An 18934-nucleotide genomic window follows, 5' to 3' on the forward strand; every position below is an offset into this window, starting at 1 on the left:
TCCACGTCTGACGTTTTTACACATTCACTGCTGTCCTTTTGGAGAACCCGCATGTTGGAAGCCTATCGCCACCACGTTGCAGAGCGCGCCGCGCTCGGTATCCCGCCGCTGCCGCTGACCGCGCAGCAGACCGCCGAGGTCATCGAACTGTTGAAGGCTCCGCCTGCCGGCGAAGAAGCCTTTTTGGTCGAGCTGCTCAGCCAGCGCGTGCCGGCCGGCGTCGACGACGCCGCCAAGGTCAAGGCCTCGTACCTGGCCGCCGTGGCCTTCGGTACCGAGAAAACCGCACTGATCAGCCCCACGCGTGCGACCGAGCTGCTGGGCACCATGCTGGGCGGCTACAACATCCAGCCGCTGATCGACCTGCTGGACAACGCCGAGCTGGGTGCCACCGCCGCCGAAGCGCTCAAGCACACCTTGCTGGTATTCGATGCGTTCCATGACGTGCAGGAAAAGGCCGACGCCGGCAACGCGCACGCCAAGTCCGTGCTGCAGAGCTGGGCCGATGCCGAGTGGTTCACCAGCAAGCCGGAAGTGCCGCAAAGCATGACCGTCACCGTGTTCAAGGTGCCGGGCGAAACCAACACCGACGACCTGTCGCCGGCGCCGGATGCGACCACCCGCCCGGACATCCCGCTGCACGCGCTGGCGATGCTGAAGAACACCCGCGAAGGCGCGGCGTTCGTGCCGGAAGAAGACGGCAAGCGTGGCCCGATCCAGGCCATTGCCGACCTCAAGGACAAGGGCCATCTGGTGGCCTATGTGGGCGACGTGGTCGGCACCGGTTCTTCGCGCAAGTCGGCGACCAACTCGGTGCTGTGGTGGACCGGCGAGGACATTCCGTACATCCCCAACAAGCGCTTCGGCGGCGTGTGCCTGGGTAGCAAGATCGCCCCGATCTTCTACAACACCATGGAAGACGCCGGTGCGCTGCCGATCGAGCTGGACGTGTCGCAGATGGAGCACGGCGACGTGGTCGAGCTGCGTCCGTATGACGGCAAGGCGCTGAAGAACGGGCAGGTGATTGCCGAGTTCGCGATGAAGTCGGACGTGCTGTTCGACGAAGTGCGCGCCGGTGGCCGCATTCCGCTGATCGTGGGCCGCGGCCTCACCGCCAAGGCGCGCGAATTCCTGGGCCTGCCGACCTCGGATCTGTTCCGCCTGCCGATGGACCCGCCGGACACCGGCAAGGGCTTCTCGCTGGCACAGAAGATGGTCGGCCGCGCCTGTGGCTTGCCGGAAGGCCAGGGCATGCGCCCGGGCACCTATTGCGAGCCGAAGATGACCTCGGTGGGTTCGCAGGACACCACCGGCCCGATGACCCGCGACGAGCTGAAGGACCTGGCCTGCCTGGGCTTCTCCGCCGACCTGGTGATGCAGTCGTTCTGCCACACTGCCGCTTACCCCAAGCCGGTGGACGTCAAGACCCACCACACGCTGCCGGAATTCATCTCCACCCGTGGCGGCGTGTCGCTGCGTCCGGGAGATGGCGTGATCCACAGCTGGCTCAATCGCATGCTGCTGCCCGACACCGTGGGCACCGGCGGCGACTCGCACACGCGTTTCCCGATCGGTATCTCGTTCCCGGCCGGCTCCGGCCTGGTGGCGTTCGCCGCCGCCACCGGGGTGATGCCGCTGGACATGCCCGAGAGCGTGCTGGTGCGTTTCAAGGGTGAGATGCAGCCGGGCGTGACCCTGCGCGATCTGGTCAACGCGATCCCGCTGTATGCGATCAAGGACGGTCTGCTGACCGTGGCCAAGCAGGGCAAGAAGAACATCTTCTCCGGCCGCATCCTGGAAATCGAAGGCTTGCCGAATCTGAAGGTGGAGCAGGCGTTCGAACTGTCCGATGCCTCGGCCGAGCGTTCGGCGGCCGGTTGCAGCGTGCACCTGGACAAGGCCCCGATCATCGAATACCTGACCAGCAACATCACCCTGCTGCGCTGGATGATCGCCGAAGGCTATGCCGACGCGCGCACCCTGGGCCGCCGCATCAAGAAGATGGAAGAGTGGCTGGCCGACCCGCAGCTGCTGCAGCCCGATGCCGATGCCGAATATGCCGCGGTCATCGAGATCGACCTGGCCGACATCCACGAGCCGATCGTGGCGTGCCCGAACGACCCGGACGACGTCAAGACGCTGTCCGACGTAGCCGGTGCGGCGATCGACGAAGTGTTCATCGGTTCGTGCATGACCAACATCGGTCACTTCCGTGCCGCGGCCAAGCTGCTGGAAGGCAAGCGCGACATCCCGACCCGCCTGTGGGTGGCACCGCCGACCAAGATGGATGCCTCCGAGCTGACCAAGGAAGGCCATTACGGCACCTTCGGCGCAGCCGGCGCGCGCATGGAGATGCCGGGCTGCTCGCTGTGCATGGGCAACCAGGCGCAGGCTCGCGAGGGCGCCACGGTGTTCTCCACCTCTACGCGTAACTTCCCCAACCGTCTGGGCCGCAACACCAATGTGTACCTGGGCTCGGCGGAACTGGCGGCGATCTGCTCGCGCCTGGGCCGGATTCCGACCAAGGAGGAGTACATGGCCGATGTGGGCGTGATCAAGACCAGTGGCGACCAGATCTACCGCTACATGAACTTCGATCAGATCCAGGAATATCAGGACGTTGCGGATACCGTCGCGGCCTGATCCAGCGGATTGGATGGACCTTAAAACGCCCGGCAATGCCGGGCGTTTTTCGTTTATCGGGCAATGACTTCGCTTCGCGTAGAGCGTGACGTGCGTCAAAACAAATCGCAGTTAAACCGCTTGCCGCACTGCAACAAATTTCTGATGTGAAGAGGTCTAGAGTTCCGCCGCCCTCCCATTTATGTCGATGCCGATGCCTTCTTGCACGATCGCAGGTCAAACACTCCATTACACCCAGCACGGTCAAGGTTTTCCGATCCTGCTCGGCCACAGCTACCTGTGGGACGCGGCGATGTGGGAGCCGCAGATCCAGGCCCTTTCGCAGCACTACCAGGTGATCGTTCCCGAGCTGTGGGGCCATGGGCAGTCGGGCGAACTGCCGCAAGGCACGCAGGGAATCGACGATCTTGCCCGGCAGATGCTTGGCCTGCTGGACGCGTTGGAGCTGTCGCAGTGCGCGGTGGTGGGCCTGTCGGTGGGCGGCATGTGGGGCGCCGAGCTTGCTTTGATGGCGCCGGAGCGCGTGCGCAGCCTGGTGTTGATGGACACCTTCCTGGGCGCCGAGCCGCCGGCCACGCGTGCGCGCTACTTCGGCATGCTGGATGCGATCGAAGCGGCCGGGCAGGTGACGCCTGCGCTGATCGAGGCGATCGTGCCGATCTTCTTCCGCCCCGGCATCGACCTGACCTCGGCATTGCCGGCCGCGTTCGCGCAGCGCCTGGCGGCGATGACGGCCGAGCAGCTGCGCGCATCGATCGTGCCGCTTGGCCGCCTGATCTTCGGACGTGCCGATCGACTGGATGCCATGTCTGCGCTGGATCCTGCCAACACCTTCCTGCTTGGTGGCGACGCGGATATTGCGCGGCCGCCGGAAGAGCTGTGGATGATGGCCGAAGCGATCTGCTGCGATTACGAACTGGTGCCCGATGCCGGGCATATCGCATCGCTGGAGAATCCGGCGTTCGTCAATGCGCAGTTGCTCGGGTGGTTCAAACGCACCTTGTTGTGAGGTCGGAGCGGGGGAGGGTGTGCGTGGAATGACGCGTGTGCCCTTACCCCCAAGGCCTCTTCGATAGGGTGAGATGGCTTATCGCTGCTTGGCTTCTCCCGTCGGGAGCTTCAGATGTGTTTCCTTCTCCCGTCGGGAGAAGGTGCCGATAGGGTGGATGAGGGGAGAGTTTCGGCGGGATTCGTGGGTGGCCGTACCCTCAACCCAACCCCTCTCCCGGGGGGAGAGGGGCTTGTAAGCGCTGCAGTTGTCTACGCGCTGCGGTCGTCTAAGGCCTGCAGTCGTCTTGACGTTGCGTTGTTATGGTTGCGCGCCTAGCCAGGCTTCCAGTGCCGGCAGCTGCTTTCCTTCTCCCGTCGGGAGAAGGTGCCCGTAGGGCGGATGAGGGTAGGGTTTCGGCGGGATTTGTGGGTGGCCGTACCCTCACCCCAACCCCTCTCCCGTAGGGAGAGGGGCTTGTAAGCGCTGCAGCCGTCTATGCGCTGCGTTCGTCCAAGGCCTGCAGTCGTCTGGATGTTGTGTGGTTACGGTTGCGCGCCTAGCCAGGCTTCCAGTGCCGGGGCCGGGAGGGGCCGCGAGAACAGGTAGCCCTGCAGAACTTCGCAGCCCAGGTCGGCCAGGAACAGGCGCTGTGCTTCGTTTTCGACGCCTTCGGCGACGACGTGCTTGCGCAGATGCTCGCCGATGCGCAGCACCGAGGTGGTGAGCGCGCGTGCGTCTTCGCTGTGTTCGATATCGCGTACGAAGCTCATGTCCAGTTTGAGTTCGTCGATCGGTAGGCGGTGCAGATGGCTCAGGCTGGAATAGCCGGTGCCGAAGTCGTCCAGCGATAACGAGATGCCGGCTTCGCGGATGGCATGCAGGTTCTCCAACACGCCCGGTTGCCCGGACAGCATCACGCTTTCGGTCAATTCCAGGGTGAGGTCGGAGGCTTGCACGCCGGTGTCGGCGATCAGCCCAAGCAGGTCGGGGAGCATGCGCGGGCTTTCGAAGCCGCTGGCCGACAGATTAACCGACACGCGCGTGACCGGAATGCCGCGACTGCGCCAGTCGGCCACTTGTTCGCAGGCGCGCCGCAGGACCCAGGCGTTGAGCTGGGGCATCATGCCTTGCTCTTCGGCGACCGGCAGAAACCGTGCCGGCGAAATGGCGCCGAGTTGCGGATGATTCCAACGCAGCAACGCTTCCACGCCGTACAGCGCGTGCGGGGCGGCGCTATGCAGTTGCGGCTGGTAATGCAGCTGCAGTTGATCGCGACCGATGGCCTGGCGCAGTTCCGCTTCCAGCGCCACGCGCTCTTGCGCCATGCGATTCATGTCGGAGCTGAAGAAACGGAAGCGTCCGCCGCCTTCCTTCTTGGCGCGATTCATCGCCAGGTCGGCATGCCGCAGCAGGATGTTGATGTCGCGCCCGTCTTCGGGAAACATCGCCACGCCGATGCTGGCCGATGGGTGCACGGTCATGTGGCCTACCGACAGCGGGCCGGCGATGGTGCCCAGCACGCGTTCGGCCGCGGCGCTGGCCTGCTCGGCGCTGCATTGCGGCAGGGCCAGTGCGAATTCGTCGCCGGCCACGCGTGCCAGCATGGCGGTGGCGGCAAGTTGGTCGCCGACGCGCAGCGCGATGTCGCGCAACAGACCATCGCCGGCAGAATGGCCCTGACTGTCGTTGATCAGCTTGAAACGGTCGATGTTGATGAACATCAACGCGACCGGTTCGGCAGCGTATTCGGCCTGGGTCAGCGCCTGCTCGGCGCGTGCGCTGAACATGATGCGGTTGGGCAGGCCGGTCAGCGCGTCGTAGAACGCGAGCTGATGCACGCGTTGACGGATCTGCTCGCGCTCCAGTGCCAGCGTGCACAGCTGTTGGCACAGTTCGGTCAGCCGTACGTGCCAGGCATCGGCACGTTGCGGCTTGCGGTAGTACAGCGCAAAGGTGCCGAGCACGCGCGAGCTATTGGCGCGGATCGGGGTGCTCCAGCAGGCGCGCAGACCCATCGGCATCAACTGGTCGCGGTAGGCGGTAAACAACGGGTCGGTGGCGATGTCTTCCACCATCACCGCACGGCCGCGCCAGGCAGCGGTGCCGCAGGCACCTGCACCGGGGCCGATCTTCAGGCCGCTGACGGCGTCGGCATACTCGGGCGGCAGACTCGGCGCGGCCAGCGAATGCAGGCAGCCCTGGTTGTCGGCGCTCATGACAGTCGCCAACACTTCCGGTGCGATGCGTTCGACCTCGGTGCAGATCAGCGTCATCACCTCGATCAGCGGGCGCTCCTGCACCAGCGCTTCCAGCACGCGGTGCTGCAGCACTTCGTGCATCTTGGTGTCGGTAATGTCGGTCAGCACCGCCACGTAATGCGACGGATTGTGTTTGGCGTCGTAGATCGGATTGAAGTTGAGCGAGATCCACAACGGCGAGCCGTCCTTGCGATAGACCAGCAAGTCGGCACGGGTTTGCTGCAGGGCATCGGCGCGATCGCGGATGCGCGCAACCTCGCCTTGGTCGCTCTGCGCACGGGTCAACACATCCGACGGGCGCTGGCCGACCAGCTCGGCTTCGGTGTAGCCGAACATGCGCTGGAAGCCATCGTTGGCGTAGAGCAGGCGCGATTGCAGATCGCAGATGAGGATGGCACTACTGCTGCCATCCAGCGCTTCGGCCAGCAAGCGCGAACGACGGTCATCCGGCGCTTCGCCGGGCTTGGCCATGCCGGCCGTGAGCGGGCCGTGCTTGATCGGCGTGCGCGCATGGTCGAATGCGGTAACCGACGACGTATCGCCGACCAGTTCCGCTGTCGCCCACGCATCCGTCGCCGTGTTGGCGTCGGTGTCCGGTGCGCCGTCGTGCGGCGGCAGATCGGTCGGATGCGGGGGCAGGGCGCGCATGGGCGATCAGCGCGCTTGTGCCGACAATGCGATCAGGCGTTCGGCAACACGGTCCAGCGGAACCACTTCCTGCGCGGCGCCCAGCTTGTAGGCGGCGCCGGGCATGCCCCACACCACGCTGCTGGCTTCGTCCTGTACCAGTGTGGGGGCGCCGGCCTGCAGCATTTCCAGCAGGCCGCGCGCACCGTCGTCGCCCATGCCGGTGAGGATGGCGCCGACCGCATTCGGCCCGGCGTTGGCGGCGACCGAGCGGAACAGCACGTCCACCGCGGGCTTGTGGCGATTGACCGGCGGGCCGTCGTCGATACGGCAGCGCCAACGCGCACCGTCGCGAATGATGCGCAGGTGCTGGCCGCCCGGCGGCAGATAAGCGTGGCCGGGCAGAATGGCTTCGCCGTCGCTGGCTTCGCGCACCGACATCGCCGAGTGGCGATTGAGGCGCTCGGCGAATGCGGTGCTGAAGCTGGCCGGCAGATGCTGGGTCATCACCACCGCCGGTGCATCGGCAGGCATGTGTTCGAGCACCACGCGCAGCGCTTCGGTGCCGCCGGCAGAAGCGCCGATGGCGATCAGGCGGTCGGTGGTGCGGAAGCGCAGCGCACTGCCCGGAACCGGTGCCGATTGCATGTCCAGGGTGAGCTTGGGCGTGCTGGGGCGATGCAGTGCACTGACCTTGGCCTTGGCGGCCATCTTGACCTTGCTGACGATTTCTTCGGCATAGCCTTCCAGTCCACGCACGACGTCGATCTTGGGCTTGGACACGAAGTCCACCGCACCCAGCGACAAGGCCTGCAAGGTGGTGTCGGCACCGCGCTCGGTGAGCGAGGAAATCATCACCACCGGCGTCGGGCGCAGGCGCATCAGGTTTTCCAGAAACACCAGGCCGTCCATGCGCGGCATTTCCACGTCCAGCGTGATCACGTCCGGATTGAGGCGTTTGATCTTTTCGCGCGCCAGGATCGGGTCGGCGGCCGAGCCGATGACTTCGATGCCCGGATCGCGCGAGAGGATTTCGGTGAGCATCTGACGGACCACCGCCGAGTCGTCGACGATGAGTACACGTACGGGAGTTTCCAGCGTCATTCGAACAACTCCACTCCACCGGTGACCGGTGCTTTGGACAGACGGGCGCGCACGGCCGATTCTGTGGCGGCGACTTCGGCTTCGTGCGCATGCGGCAAACGCTGCACGACTACCCGGCCGGTCGTCGGAAAGAACCACACCTTGCGCGGATGGATGCCGCACAGATCTTCGGCAATGATGGGGATGTGTTCGGCTTGCAGGTACTGGCGCACGAACTCGGCGTTGCGGGTGCCGACCGGGTTGCTGGTGAAGCCCTTGAGCACGTTGGCGCCGCCGAAGACCTTGGCTTCGATGCGTTTGCGATGCGCGCCGCGCTTGAGCATGTCGTTGATCAGCAACTCCATCGCATAACTGCCGTAGCGCGCCGGTGCACCGTCGCCGACCTGTCCCTCGGGCAGCAGAAAGTGATTCATGCCGCCGATCTTGAGCACCGGGTCGCGCAAGCAGGCCGCAACGCACGATCCCAAGGTGGTCGTCAACGCGGTGTCGTCGTCCACCACCAGATATTGAGTGGGCAGCAGCTTGGCGGTAATGGTCTGGAACCGCGAATCGCGGTAGCGCATCACGTCGTCGACTTGCACGGCGGTACTCATGCAGAGGCTCCCGAACGCGGAGCGCGCCGATACAGCGTGCGCCCGCACGGCTGGATCAGATCGGCTGCGTGCAGGTAATTCTCCGAGTGCCCGGTGTAGAGCAGACCGTCGTCGCCCATGTGGCTGACCAGACGCGACAGGATGCCGCGCTGGGTCGGTTTGTCGAAATAGATCATCACGTTGCGGCAAAACAGCGCCGCATACGGGCCGCCGACGTCGTAACGCGGCGACAGCAGATTCAACTGGCGGTATTCGATGAGTTGGCGCAGCGCAGGAATCACCCGGCACTTGCCTTCGTTGGGGCCGCTGCCGCGCTGGAAATACTTGCGCTTGATCGCCGCATCCAGCGAGGCGACGCGGTCGATGGCGTAGACGCCGCGCGAGGCGGTTTCCAGCACCTGGGTGTCGACGTCGGTGGCAACGATGCTCACCGGCGGGGTCAGTGTGCCGAACGCCTCGCAGGCGGTGATGGCGATGGAGTAGGGCTCCTCACCGGTGGATGCGGCGCACGACCAGATCTTCAGCGGCGCCTGCGAGGCGCGTTTCTGCAGTTCTTCGCGCAATTTGTCGAAGTGATGCGGCTCGCGGAAGAACGAGGTCAGATTGGTGGTCAGGGCGTTGGTGAACGCCTGCCATTCTTCTTCGTCGTTGCCGGCTTCCAGCTGGTCGATGTACTCGCGAAACGAGCGCAGCCCGAGCACGCGCAGGCGGCGCGACAGGCGGCCATACACCATGTCGCGCTTGGCCGGTGCCAGCGAGATACCGACGCGTTGGTAAATCAGGTCGCAAACGCGCTTGAAGTCGCGGTCGCCAAAATCGAATTCGCGCGTGTCTGAAGCGGGAGTCGTAGTCGTCATATCCATACACGTCGGGAGCTATAACGTGGTATCGGCCATGTAGCCGTGCAACTGAAGCACCAATCCATCGATGACTGCGGTTGGGCTCGGTGTCACAGCAATGCTGCGGTGCGGCGGCGTGCAGCGACGACGCGGCGGGGTGGAGGCTGCCTGTCGTTGCGAGAGGCAGAAACACAACGCCCCGGCAGTGCCGGGGCGTTGTGGGTGACAGCGGTGACTTGGAGCGGTTACCAGAACGTAGCGAGCAGTCGTCCGGTGGCTGCGGACGGCGCGGAGGAAGCGGAGTGTCCGCGTGGTACCTGCCGCATCGGCCGCGCCCAGCGGGCGCCTGCATAGCCCTTCTGTTGGCTGCTCTTAGAACTCTTGCCAGTTACCGTCGGCCAGTGCGGCCTGCGGCTTGGCAGATCGCGCCGACGGTGCTGCGGCTGTCCGCACGGCTGGCTTGGCCGCGGTCTTGACCGCAACCGGACGCGAGGCCACCGGGCGCACACGCGCTTGTGCAACCGCTGCCGATTCGTCCAGCTTGAACACCGACACCGCTTCGGCCAGATGACCGGCCTGCTCTTCCATCGAGCGGGCGGCGGCAGTGGCTTCTTCCACCAGGGCTGCGTTTTGCTGGGTGGTTTCGTCCATCTGGGTGATGGTCTGGTTGACCTGCTCGATGCCGGCCGACTGTTCCTGCGAGGCGGCAGAAATTTCGCCCATGATGTCGGTGACGCGCTGCACGCTGGCAACGATCTCAGCCATCGTCGCACCGGCCTTGCGCACCAGCGCAGAGCCTTCGGCGACCTTGTGCACGGAGTCGTCGATCAAGCCCTTGATCTCCTTGGCGGCGCCGGCCGAACGCTGTGCCAGCGTGCGCACTTCCGAGGCGACCACCGCAAACCCGCGGCCTTGCTCACCGGCACGTGCCGCTTCCACCGCTGCATTCAAGGCCAAAATATTGGTCTGGAAGGCGATGCCGTCGATGACCGAGATGATGTCGGCGATCTTCTTGGACGAGGCTTCGATGCCGGACATGGTGGTGACCACCTGCGACACCACGTCGCCGCCCTGCGAGGCCACACCGGTGGCGCCGATGGCCAGCTGATTGGCCTGACGTGCGCTTTCGGCATTCTGCTTGACGGTGGAAGTGAGCTCTTCCATCGAGGCAGCGGTCTCTTCCAGGTTCGCGGCTTGCTGTTCGGTGCGGTGCGACAGATCGCTGTTGCCCGAGGCGATTTCGCCGGCTGCCGAGTTGATCGCACTGGAGGAGAGCTTGATGCGACCGACGATATCGGCCAGTTGCTCGGCGGTGGCATTGGCATCGTCACGCATCTGCGCGAACACGCCGCTGAACTGCCCTTGCATGCGCACGGTCAGGTCGCCGCGCGACAGCGCAGACAACAGCGCAGAGATCTGCTCCAGGCTGCCGGCATTGGCATCCAGCAAGCCGTTGAGCTGCTGCGCCAACTGCAGGAAGAAGCCCTGCTTGCCGTCGGTTTCGACGCGGCCGCTCATGTCGCCGCTGGCAGCGGCACGCACGATGCGGGCGACTTCTTCTTCAACCTGGACTTCGATGGTGCGGTCGCGCCATTCGCAGACTTCGCCGGTGGTTTCGCCTTGCTCGTTCTTGATACCGGTGACGGTCTGCGCCAGCACGACTTCGCCGAAGCGCTCTTCGAAGCTGGTGACACCATCGCGTTCGAGCGCAGCAACGGCCTTGCGCACGGTCGCGTCCGACAGGCCCAGGTAGCTGATGTGCTGACCGATGACCTTGCTCGCATCGAACTCGGGCGATGCCAGACGGATGCTGCTTTCGTACTGCGTCACGATCTTCTTGAAGGCATCGTTGGCGTAGATCATGACGCGGTCGGGATCGGTGATGAAGGTGCCGGTGGACGACTTGTCCAGCGCGGTGCGGATGCGCAGGTTCTCGTCGGCGACTTTCTGATCGCGTTCGATGCGCTCTTTCAGATCGCGCTGCATGCGCTGCATGGAGCGCATCAGTTCGCCCACTTCGTCCTTGCCGTGCGCATTGATCTGGCCATCCAGCTTGCCGCCAGCGATTTCGGTAGCGGTGCTCACCGCGCCGCGCATGCTGCGCACGATGGAACGGGCAAACAGGAATGCCAAGCCCAGGCCACCGGCAATGCCGATCAGCAACACCACCAGGGTCAGCGAGACCGAGGTTGCGTGGACCTTTTCGGCCTTGGTCTTGGCCGCCTGTGCCAGCAGATTGTCCTCGGCGATCAACGCTGCCAGCGAATCCTTGGCCTTGTTGTGCAGGGTGCGGGTCTCGCCGACAAAGGTGTCGATGGCATCGTCGGGGAGATTGAGCTCGATCATTTCATCGACGCTGGCGTACGAGGCCGAGGCCTTCTTCCAGTCGGCCACGAACACGTTGAAGAGTTTTTTCTGTTGCGGGCTTTCGATCAGGCGGGGATAGCCCTTGATCGTTGCCTCGATTTCGCCGTTGAGCTTCTTGGCGCGGACCCTGGCTTCCTGCTTGACCGCATCGCTGGCGCGCACCAGATTTTGATAAGACGCATTCCGGTATTCGCCGAGCATGCCGCGCAGATCGCCGGCTTCGCGCACGCTGGACATGGTGTTGCCGGCCAGATCGCGCGTCACGTTGTTGAGCGATGCCAGGCCCGAATACGCGATGATTCCCTGCACCAGCATGATCAGCAGCACGATGCCGAACGCCAGCATCAGCCGCGGCATCAATTTCAGATTATTAATCCATTGCATTGACACGATTCCCCCGTAGAAGTCAGTCCGCATAATCCAGATAGCAGATCGCCACGCATGGGCGTGGCGATCTGCGATACGATTACTTGATGGTGGCGAGCTTCAGGCTGGCCGGGGAGCTGACTTCGATTTCGGCGCGCGAGCTGTCGCGCTGGATCTTGCCGAGGACGCAGACGTCCTTGCCTTCCAACGATTCCGGGGCAAAGCTGAACTTGCCGCGGTTGGCGCCGTCGATGCGGGCCGAGAAGGTGTGACGCGGGAACATGCCGCCCATGTACAGGAAGGTGGGTTCGCCTTCCGAGCTCTGTGCGTACTTGGCCTTTTCGACCTTGCCGCACACCATGCCGTCCTTGCCGACGAAGCGGGTGGCCATCTCCGGCGGAATCATTTCCTGCGACTGAGCCGACAGCGTGGGGGCAACGATCACGAGAGCAGCAACGGGGAGGAGCGAGAGCAGGAACTTCATTGGGGATTCTCCAGAATCGAAAGTCGAACGGTGACCCGCTTATGAACGCGGGCTTCTATTCAGCTATCGGCTAACTGGGATTCAACTTGAAGTAAAAAAATGTGAGTCACATCGCACTTCTATCTAGCAGTGCGTCTCGTGTCAGGACGCTCCCGACACCTGATGGTGGTATGCGCATTAGGCATAAACCACTGCGGCCGTCAGAGGGCTGCCGGGTGCTCAAACGCGGCGATGCATACCTGCTGCATCGCTACGCTTGCCAACCACTGCATCCCTCTGACGACCGCAGGTCGCCGCACTCAACCACCGTGAATCAGGCAGCTTCTTCAGCCAGCTGCTGCTGACCCAGCTCGGTGCTGTCCAGCAGGGTTTCGATATCCAGCAGGATCAGCATGCGATCGTCCTGGGTGCCGATGCCGGAGATGAAGCGGGTATCCACTGCGGCGCCGAACTCGGGCGTCGGGCGGATCTGGTCGTCATTGAGCGGGATGACGTCGGAGACGCTGTCCACCACGATGCCGACCACGCGGTCTTCGACGTTGAGCACGATCATCACGGTGAACGCGTCGTAGCGCGCTTCCTTGAGGCGCAGCTTCAGGCGCAGGTCGATCACCGGCACGATGGTGCCGCGCAGGTTGATCACACCCTTGATGTAGTCGGGCGCGTCAGGCAGACGGGTGACCGAATCGTAGCCACGGATTTCCTGCACTTTCAGGATGTCCACGCCGTAGTGTTCTTCGCCCAAAGCGAAGCTGAGGAATTCACCACCGGTGCCGGTGGCAGTGCTTTTGTCGTTCATGAAAACTCCGGGCGTTGCGGCTGAGTGTCAGGTTGCGGCACTAGGTTGAAAAGGCTGCCATAGCAACATCGGCGCAGCGCTCGGCAACTTTAGGTGCGTGGACCAAGTGGTACGTGCGGGTTCAGAACACGCCGCTCTTGCGCGCGTTGCGCTGGCGGTCGACCCGAAAGATGTAGCGCTGGATGGTTTCGTCAGCGCCACGCGGCAGATCGCTGAACTGCAGGCCGACGCGGAAGCCTTCGCTGCCATTGGGTAGAGTCTGCTTGTATTGGCTGCACACCGTGAGCGGCAGGGCGATCGGTGCGACGTCGGGCAGGTGCAGCGTGCAGTCGCGATAGGTGCGTTGCGGCTCCAGCAAGGGCATTCCGGCGGTGAGCGACACCGCCAGGCCGCCGCTGCTGATGTCGATCACGCGCAGCTGCAGATTGAGGTTGCCGCCCTCGGATTCGTCCTGGCGGATGATGCACATGGGCGAGTCGGTGATCGGCGTTTCCAGCCGGTACGATTCGCGGCGTTGCATGTGGTACATCGCGTCCGGCAGCTCGGCGCGGAAGGCGACGTGGATGTCGCGCTCGATGCGCTCGGCCTTTTCCAGCCGGAAACGCACGTTGACCCGCTCCAGTTGCGCATAGCAGAGCAGGTACTTGGCATCTTCGATGGCACGGTTGGAGGTGTCGTTGTGGCTGCCGTCCAGAATCACGCAATCGTCGTCTTCATCGATTTCGAGCACGGCGGTAGGCACGGCCATGTCGCGGCCGGCCACATGCATGGTCACCACGGCGCGTTGATCGAGCAGCTGGCGCAGCAAGCCACGGATCTGCCGCTTGTTGCGCAGCAGATAGCGTTCGTCACCTTCTGCAAGGTGATCGTCGTGGTCCAGCTCTGACTCTGAGGTATCGCCTTGGGACATGGGCACAAGCACAGTGGTAGCGGGAAGAAGCCCGGAGGGTTGTCCCGGCGTCGCCTTGATATCGGCGGCAAAGCGAAATCTTTAAGTGCCGCTGATAAAACTCGTACGCCTGACGCTGCTCATGACCTGTCGCGATGGGCGGTGTGCAGAACTTTTAACGCAGCAACCATCGAGGTTCTGGGGCGCGATGTCTTCGTTCTTCGGCAAGGCCGCCAGCCGCCTGCCTGGTGCGGTGTCCTCGCCGCTTGCGGGACCATTGGCGGCATGGATGCCGCCAATGGTCCCCCGGGGACGGGTTCACGACGTGTCCCGCGAGCGGCGAGGGCAACGCGCGCTCGAGGTTTTTGCGTTTGCTGCAGGGCCCTTGCCCGCTCACCATCGCAGGACACGCTGCAAGTACGTCCATGTAAGCTCCGTGGCGGCATCCATGCCGCCAAGGGTCCTGCAACGGTGAGCGGACAAGGACCAGTCCAGACGGTCGGTGTGCTTGGTCAAGAGCCATGCGTGATGAGGCTTGTTGACTCATGATGCAACGGCCCGACCTTCGACGCATGCCGAGCGACAAGCAGCTTTTCACGCGACTGCCGACCAACTATCTGGTGCGGTGTCCTTGCCGATTGCGGGACCGTTGGCGGCATGGATGCCGCCATCGAGCCCCCAGGGATGGGTTTACGGCGTGTCCCGCGAGCGGCGAGGGCACCGCGCCCTCGATGCTGCGGCTTCGTTTCAGGGCCTTGCTTGCCCACCATCGCAAGACACGCTGCAAGTAAGTCTCTGCGAGCTTTACGCAGCAGCCATGCCGAGTAAGGTCCCGCGACCGTGAGCGGGCAAGGACCAGTCGAGATGGTCGTGCGCAGGCGCTGGCATGGAATGCTGTACGTGGCGAGCAATCAGCGCCCGATCACCAACTCCACGTCCGCCTTGGCGGGTAACTCCACCGTCACCGGCGCGCTCTCCACATCGTCGGCCTGGCGCATAGCATTGCCGCTGCGCGACAAGCGCGCCAGCACTTGCACGGTGTCCAGCGACGACAGGGCACGGGTCGGCATCGGGCTGTCGCCATCGTCCAGGGTGATGGTCAACGGCAGCTCGCTGAGCGTGTGCTTTTCCACCGCAACCGGCATCGGCGTGCCAGCTGCGCGTGCGATCACGAATACGCTGGTGTCGCCAGGCAGGCCGGCACGTTGCGCGAACGCCGCATCCAGCGACACGCGCACGCTGATGCGTTTGCCGGCAGATGTGTCGGCGGTGGGCGAGGGTGTCAGCGGCGCAAGTTTGGCTTCTTGCCGCGCAGCGTTGATTTGTTCGAGCAGGCCGGGCCGGGTGGCGGCGTCGACCACGCTCAGTAACGGCTCCCAGGTTGCGCTGGCCTTGGCTGGTTGACCTGCCTGACGCTGCACCACGCCGAGAAACCAGCGGGCGCGTTGATGGTCCGGTTGCACCACCAGCGCGTGTTCGAGCAGACGCATCGCCTCCGGGTCCGGGCGGCCGCTGTCGTCGGAGAGCATGCGCGACTGCGCGGCCGCCACCAGCACGTCCGGCTCGTCCGGGCGCAGCGCCACCGCGCGCGCAAACGCGTCGCTGGCCTCGGCGAATTTCTGCTGGCTGGACAATGAGCGCCCCAGCAACACCCAGCCTTCGGCCTGATCGGGGTTGCGCGCCAGGGCGCTGCGCAGCTGCACGATGGCTTCGTCCAGGGTGCGTGGCGTGGCCGGGCGGTCGGCCACCTGTTCGATCGCCGACGGTGTGCCGACCAGCCAGTACAGCGCCGCGCTTGCAGCCAGCAACAGCAAAGCAACGCTGGCCGTCAGGGCGCGGGTTTCGCGCCACAGCGGGCGCAGCGCCACGCCGAAGGCGAGCAGCGCGACTACCGCAACCGCAAGGACAAAGCCGACCATCACCACTCCTGCTCATCGGCGGGCAACGCGGGCGCCGCAGCGCTGCGTCGACGCACCACAACCATCACCACCACCCCGCCCAGCAGCAACACCAGCAACGGGCCGAACCACAGCAGCCAGGTGCGCGATTCCACCTGCGGGCGATACAGCACGAACTCGCCATAGCGGGCGACCAGAAACTGCCGGATCTGCGCATCGCTGCGGCCTTCGTGCATCAAGGCCAGTACCTCGCGGCGCAGGTCCTGCGCAATCTGCGCGTTGGAATCGGCCAGCGACTGGTTCTGGCACTGCACGCAACGCAGCTCGGCGGTCAGCGCATGGAAGCGCGCTTCTTCGGCCGCCGAGCGGTATTGCAGCGGTGACGGATCGCCGACCGGCTGGGCCAGGGCCAGCCAGGGCAATAGCAGCAGCGTGAGCAGCCAGGCGCGCATCATTGGGGGGCGTGCAGGTCCGGTGCGGCGGTGGGCGAGCGCTCGATCTTGCTCAGCATCGGAATCAACTGGGTGTCGATGATGGACTGGGTGAGCATGCCGCTGTATTTCCAGCGCACCACGCCGCGCCCGTCGACCAGAAAGGTTTCCGGCGCGGCAGCGATGCCGAAGTCGATGGCGGTGCGCCCGTCCTTGTCTGCGACCACCAGCAGATACGGGTTGCCCAGCTGCTCAAGCCAGCGCAAGGCATCGGCGCGCTCGTCCTTCCAGTTGTAGCCGATCACGCGCACGCGCTTGGTCAGCGCAAAGCGACTCAATACCGGGTGTTCTTCGCGGCAGGCCGGGCACCAGCTGCCCCACACGTTGATGATGTACGGGGCCCCGCGTAGCTCGCGCGCATGCACCACGATGCTGGGGTCGTGCAGCAGCGGCAGCGCGAACTCCGGCGCCGGTTTGCCGATCAGGGCCGAGGGCAGGGCATCGCGATCGCCCTGACCGGAGCGCACCACCGCGTAGACCAGCAGCGCTGCAAGTGCGAGCAGCAACACGATGGCCCCCACGAGTACGGCAGTGGGCAAACGGGGCGAACGTGACTCAACCATCTTGGATCTCCGGAGAACGACGAAAACGCCGGTCGGCCGCGGTGACCAGGCCACCGAGCGCCATCAGCAACGCCCCCAGCCAGATCCAGCGGACAAACGGTTTGAGGTGGACGCGCACCGCCCAGGCCTGATTGCCCAGCGGTTCGCCAAGCGCGACATACAGGTCGCCGAACGGGCCGGGGCGGATCGCCGCCTCGGTCAAGGTCTGCCCGCCGCTGGCATAGCGCCGTTTTTCTGCATGCAGCACGCCCACCGGCGCATCGTCCTTGAACACCTGCAGGTTGGCGCGGTCGGAGACGTAGTTGGGCCCGCGCAGTTCTTCCACGGTGTCGAAGTGCAGTGCGTAGCGGCCGATCTGCACCTGCTGGCCCGGTGCCAGCGCGACTTCGCGTTGCAGGCTTAGCGACTCCACCAGCAAGGCACCGGCCAAAAACACCGCAACGCCAAGATGCGCCAGCACCATGCCCAGCATTTCGGCAGTGAACTTGCGCCCCTTGGCTGCGCGGCGGGTCCACAGAAAGCGCGCCGTGCCAAGCATCACCCACGCCGCGCCGGCCACGCCGATGGCGGCTTTGAGCTGGCCTTGCGGCGCCATAAACCAGGCCAGCACGCCTGCGGCAAGCGCCAGGCCTGCCCACGGTGCCAGCATCGCCAGCGGCCGCGACGCCTGCTCACGCTGCCAGCGGGTGAGCGGGCCGAACGGCAGCAACGCCACCAGGGGGGCCATCAACACCACAAACAAGGTGCCGAAGTAGGGCGGGCCGACCGACAGCTTGCCCAGGCCCAGCGCATCGGCCAGCAATGGATACAGCGTGCCCAGCAGCACCATCGCGCAGGCGCAGGTGAGCAGCAGGTTGTTCAACAGCAGCAAGGTTTCGCGCGAGCTGCCGGCAAACGCGCGGCGGGGGTCGTTGCCGGCGGACATGCCAGGCGCGCGCAGAACGTACAGCAGCAATGCGCCACCGACCACGATCAGCAGAAACACCAGGATGAACAGCCCGCGCGACGGGTCGGCAGCGAACGAATGCACGCTGGTCAGCACGCCCGAGCGCACCAGAAAAGTCCCCAGCAACGACAACGCAAACGCCGCAATCGCCAGCAACAAGGTCCAGCTGGCGAAGCTGCCGCGTTTTTCGGTGACCGCCTGCGAATGCAGCAACGCGGTGCCGACTAGCCACGGCATGAAACTGGCGTTTTCCACCGGGTCCCAGAACCACCAACCGCCCCAGCCCAGTTCGTAATACGCCCACCAGCTGCCCAGTGCGATGCCCACGGTGAGCATCGACCACGCCACATTCGTCCACGGCCGCGTCCAGCGCAGCCAGCGCGCATCCATGCGGCCTTCCAGCAGCGCGGCGATGGCAAAGGCGAACGGCACCGCAAAGCCGACGTAGCCGCAATACAGCATCGGCGGATGGATGATCAGCCCCGGGTCCTGCAGCAGCGGATTGAGGTCGGCGCCTTCCAGCGGCACCGGCAGCAGCCGCGCGAACGGATTGGAGGTAAACAACAAAAACGCCAGGAAGCCGATGCTGATCAGTGCCATCACCCCCAGCACGCGCGCGATCACCTGCGCCGGCAACTGCCGCGACCACACTGCCACCGCGCCGGTCCACAGCGCCAGCACCAGCGTCCACAGCAGCAGCGAGCCTTCGTGCGCACCCCACACCGCCGAGTAGCGGTAGATCACCGGCAACAGGCTGTTGGAATTTTCGGCGACATAGCGCACCGAAAAGTCCTGCACCAAGAACGCATGCGTCAACAGCGCGAAGGCCGCGGCGATCAGGCCCAGCTGCATCAATGCTGCCGGGCGCGCCACCGCCATCCAGCTGCGGCGCCCGCGCTGCGCGCCAGCCAGCGGCAATGCGGCCTGCACCAGCGCGACCAGCAGGGCGAGGACCAACAGAAAGGTGCCGAGCTCAGGAAGCATGGGGAACTCGGGATTGGGAGCAAAGATTCGTAGACCGCTGCCGCGAACCGGCAATCAAAAACCGGAGCAGGCCGGACACAGGGGCGTTACCG

The 18934-nt window shown here is 64.7% G+C and carries 14 protein-coding genes and 1 other RNA gene; 2 read left to right on the forward strand and 13 right to left on the reverse strand.

Features of this window, described 5'->3' with window-relative positions; all coding sequences use genetic code 11:
* Window positions 1-51: 51 nt before the first annotated feature.
* Both acnB and RQH86_RS03110 read left to right on the forward strand, forming a co-directional pair.
* Window positions 52-2643, forward strand: coding sequence for a bifunctional aconitate hydratase 2/2-methylisocitrate dehydratase (acnB, locus tag RQH86_RS03105; protein WP_311239800.1), 2592 nt, complete (start codon window positions 52-54; stop codon window positions 2641-2643).
* 193 nt (window positions 2644-2836) lie between these two features.
* Window positions 2837-3652 carry an alpha/beta fold hydrolase gene (locus RQH86_RS03110; protein ID WP_311239799.1) on the forward strand — a complete coding sequence of 272 codons (816 nt, stop codon included), beginning with the start codon at window positions 2837-2839 and terminating at the stop codon, window positions 3650-3652.
* Between the two features lie 524 nt (window positions 3653-4176).
* Here the strand turns inward: RQH86_RS03110 and RQH86_RS03115 are convergent.
* The 13 genes from RQH86_RS03115 to RQH86_RS03175 form a co-directional block, all read right to left on the reverse strand.
* Complete coding sequence (locus RQH86_RS03115) at window positions 4177-6540, reverse strand: EAL domain-containing protein (RefSeq protein WP_311239798.1); 2364 nt, start codon at window positions 6538-6540, stop codon at window positions 4177-4179.
* A gap of 6 nt (window positions 6541-6546) precedes the next feature.
* Entirely contained in the window at window positions 6547-7623 is a 1077-nt protein-coding gene (locus RQH86_RS03120; RefSeq protein WP_115553662.1) for a chemotaxis response regulator protein-glutamate methylesterase, read from the reverse strand.
* Window positions 7620-8216, reverse strand: coding sequence for a chemoreceptor glutamine deamidase CheD (cheD, locus tag RQH86_RS03125; protein WP_005993860.1), 597 nt, complete (start codon window positions 8214-8216; stop codon window positions 7620-7622). Before cheD ends, RQH86_RS03120 begins: the two co-directional genes overlap by 4 nt.
* Window positions 8213-9079: a CheR family methyltransferase gene (locus tag RQH86_RS03130; protein ID WP_055846534.1), complete on the reverse strand. Its 867-nt coding sequence runs from the start codon at window positions 9077-9079 to the stop codon at window positions 8213-8215. Before RQH86_RS03130 ends, cheD begins: the two co-directional genes overlap by 4 nt.
* Before the next feature lie 219 nt (window positions 9080-9298).
* A non-coding RNA gene (locus tag RQH86_RS03135) (sX9 sRNA) lies at window positions 9299-9374 on the reverse strand.
* 53 nt (window positions 9375-9427) lie between these two features.
* On the reverse strand, window positions 9428-11806 hold the full coding sequence (locus RQH86_RS03140; RefSeq protein ID WP_311239797.1) for a methyl-accepting chemotaxis protein: 2379 nt from the start codon (window positions 11804-11806) through the stop codon (window positions 9428-9430).
* Window positions 11807-11888: 82 nt separating this feature from the next.
* Window positions 11889-12272: a hypothetical protein gene (locus RQH86_RS03145; protein WP_005993867.1), complete on the reverse strand. Its 384-nt coding sequence runs from the start codon at window positions 12270-12272 to the stop codon at window positions 11889-11891.
* Window positions 12273-12585: 313 nt separating this feature from the next.
* Window positions 12586-13071, reverse strand: a complete 486-nt coding sequence (locus RQH86_RS03150; protein ID WP_011037040.1) for a chemotaxis protein CheW — start codon at window positions 13069-13071, stop codon at window positions 12586-12588.
* A gap of 121 nt (window positions 13072-13192) precedes the next feature.
* Window positions 13193-13981, reverse strand: a complete 789-nt coding sequence (locus tag RQH86_RS03155; RefSeq protein WP_055846540.1) for a flagellar brake protein — start codon at window positions 13979-13981, stop codon at window positions 13193-13195.
* Window positions 13982-14871: 890 nt separating this feature from the next.
* Complete coding sequence (locus RQH86_RS03160; RefSeq protein WP_311238183.1) at window positions 14872-15879, reverse strand: tetratricopeptide repeat protein; 1008 nt, start codon at window positions 15877-15879, stop codon at window positions 14872-14874.
* Window positions 15879-16313, reverse strand: coding sequence for a cytochrome c-type biogenesis protein (locus tag RQH86_RS03165; RefSeq protein WP_055852113.1), 435 nt, complete (start codon window positions 16311-16313; stop codon window positions 15879-15881). Before RQH86_RS03165 ends, RQH86_RS03160 begins: the two co-directional genes overlap by 1 nt.
* Entirely contained in the window at window positions 16310-16912 is a 603-nt protein-coding gene (locus RQH86_RS03170) for a DsbE family thiol:disulfide interchange protein (protein WP_055852116.1), read from the reverse strand. Before RQH86_RS03170 ends, RQH86_RS03165 begins: the two co-directional genes overlap by 4 nt.
* Window positions 16905-18842 carry a heme lyase CcmF/NrfE family subunit gene (locus RQH86_RS03175; RefSeq protein WP_311238184.1) on the reverse strand — a complete coding sequence of 646 codons (1938 nt, stop codon included), beginning with the start codon at window positions 18840-18842 and terminating at the stop codon, window positions 16905-16907. Before RQH86_RS03175 ends, RQH86_RS03170 begins: the two co-directional genes overlap by 8 nt.
* Between the last annotated feature and the right edge of the window lie 92 nt (window positions 18843-18934).

It is taken from the genome of Xanthomonas sp. WCS2018Noco2-27 (assembly GCF_031843525.1).
Classification (GTDB): domain Bacteria; phylum Pseudomonadota; class Gammaproteobacteria; order Xanthomonadales; family Xanthomonadaceae; genus Xanthomonas.